We start from the raw sequence: 2267 nt of genomic DNA on the forward strand, positions 1-2267 counted from the left end.
TGCGAAGGAGCTAGTATAAATCACCTTTCTACTTTCTTCACTCCACCGTGTTTAAAATTGCACTTCATGTTTGAATCCAGGAACAACAACAAAAAAACTTCAATAAAATCAATACCTTTTCTGACCGATTTTTAAGTAATAAGTGCATAAAAATGTACCGATAACAAATTTGAACATCTGGGCAAGGCAAAGGTGACCTCAAATAGGCAAGTATCTGGATAATACACAGACAAAATCCAGTATAAGAGCCGCCCTCAACTGCACGAGGGCGCTGTTCTTTGCTAGATTGTTCTTTGTTTACACCATACCCTCCTCAGTTTAATAATAAGGACTAAAAGCTAAGGCGTGGTGCATATGCCACCCCAATGGTGTTCAGCTGAGACGAAAGTTGGGACGCTGCTGATTGCGCCAGAGAAGACGATCGTAAGGTAGCCATTACCTCCAGCATCGCTCGTCAAAACGGAGCTCTTTATGCCCCATAGGTCTATATAACTGTATTTATCTAGATTGCCCCACTCCGTGAAAAATCCTGCTCCTATGCGACGCTCGTAATTATTATGACTAGACGACGGTCTAGCACCGACACTTCCAGTACAAGGATAATTAGGAAGACTCTCCCCCGGAGAACAAACAGCATTGGTTAAATCCCTTACTCGTGAAAAACGATAACCCAAACTACGACACCAAGAAGAATAGCCAGAGTGAGAATCGCCGTTATTTCGACCAACAAACCACTGTCTCAACACAAATCCATACTTGACCACCACATTACCGCTACTATCTTTTCCCTTTAACTCAAAGGTCTGCGGCAAAGATGGACGAGTAAGTGGACCAGGATTACTTGATTGTCTTCCCGTCCAAGGGCCATCTAATTCTACCCTTGTTACATACTGGGATTTATCACTAATCCAATTATCGCCGCTGTATGGTTTCGTCCATCTGACTTTAGCTGTTATCCCACCCCGAGTAACAGGAGACCACGTCAACTGACTTCCATCCACTCCATCAGGCATCTCTAGATCAAAATACAATCCCTTAGCACCTGTTGTAGGAAAATTACGACCGTAAGATGATGAATTATTAGACTGTGTTAAAAAACCCTTATCTGGATTCCATATGTTAGATGGACCTGCGTAATGGTCTTTGCCTCTATCAAGATTCGGCCTTGCGAATTGCACAAAACAACTAACTGATGCGCTCGGACTGATGTAATATGTCACAAACTGACTACTGAGAGTACTACTATTAGGAACACCATACTGTGTAGTTAAACTACTATGTGTAACATCTAATCTCACTCTATAAGGTGCCTTACAAGGATTTAATGTGTCATTACGACTTACGCTACTACCATTTTTGTCAGAGAAATAAACTGATATCATCCCCGTCGCTGTTACACCATTTGTACCCTGACCATCCCCATCATCATCCCCCCAATTGCCCAATGCCACTAAGTTACTTAAACTCCAAAAACTGTATCCCGGCGGCACCAACATTCCTATATCACCCAATGTACTCCCTGCTGGTAATCTTATCGGATTTGTCGCACTTGATGTATTTGTTGATGGTGTAATCCTTGTACCATTCGGCAACGTTATAGACACGAAATCATCCCTTGAAGTTACCCTAGTTCTACCTCCATCAAACGTAAAATACGGCGGAGTACCCTCAATTGTCCTTGATGTATACGCCGTTAATGCCTGTGCCCCCTGAGAATAAGACAGCAAGAGCAATGGCGTAAAAAACAACGATAATTTAGATAGAAAAAATAAGCGCCTCGACCTCGGCAATAACCCTGCTGATAGACACGGCGACTTCGCTAAGCACGATGATTTTGATAACTTCGGTGATAAAAATAAGAATGGAGTCTGATTTCGACTACGGTGAAATTGAAAAAGATTTAGGGCGTAGGTTTGGCAGGCCAGATGCCAGATGCCAGATGCCGATTATGATAGCGCATTTCGATTATCCTGTCAAGTAAATTTTTGTTTTATTTAAGTTTTTTCATAATTGACTGCTCAATTAGCGAGCATTTCCTTGCTTTAAAAGCGCTTAAATTATAATCTGTTGATTAATAATGCGCTACTTTTTTTGTTAAAAATTTGTAAAGTTTTATTAATAAGATAGAGTTAAGCTTTTAGTGGCATGCTTTGGGAAACGGTTTTGGTGGTGTTTTTTGGCTAAAAACCCTGGATTCAAACATGAAGTGCAATTTTAAACACGGTGGAGTGAAGAAAGTAGAAAGGTGATTTATACTAGCTCCTTCG

Annotated in this window: 1 protein-coding gene; it reads right to left on the minus strand. The window is 41.2% G+C overall.

The genetic code is table 11. The annotated features are described in order from the left end of the window. Positions 1–338: 338 nt before the first annotated feature. Positions 339–1727 carry a hypothetical protein gene (locus tag GQ598_RS10785; RefSeq protein ID WP_160404118.1) on the minus strand — a complete coding sequence of 463 codons (1389 nt, stop codon included), beginning with the start codon at positions 1725–1727 and terminating at the stop codon, positions 339–341. Between the last annotated feature and the right edge of the window lie 540 nt (positions 1728–2267).

Source organism: Gilliamella sp. Pas-s95, assembly GCF_009795795.1.
Taxonomy (GTDB): domain Bacteria; phylum Pseudomonadota; class Gammaproteobacteria; order Enterobacterales; family Orbaceae; genus Gilliamella; species Gilliamella bombicola.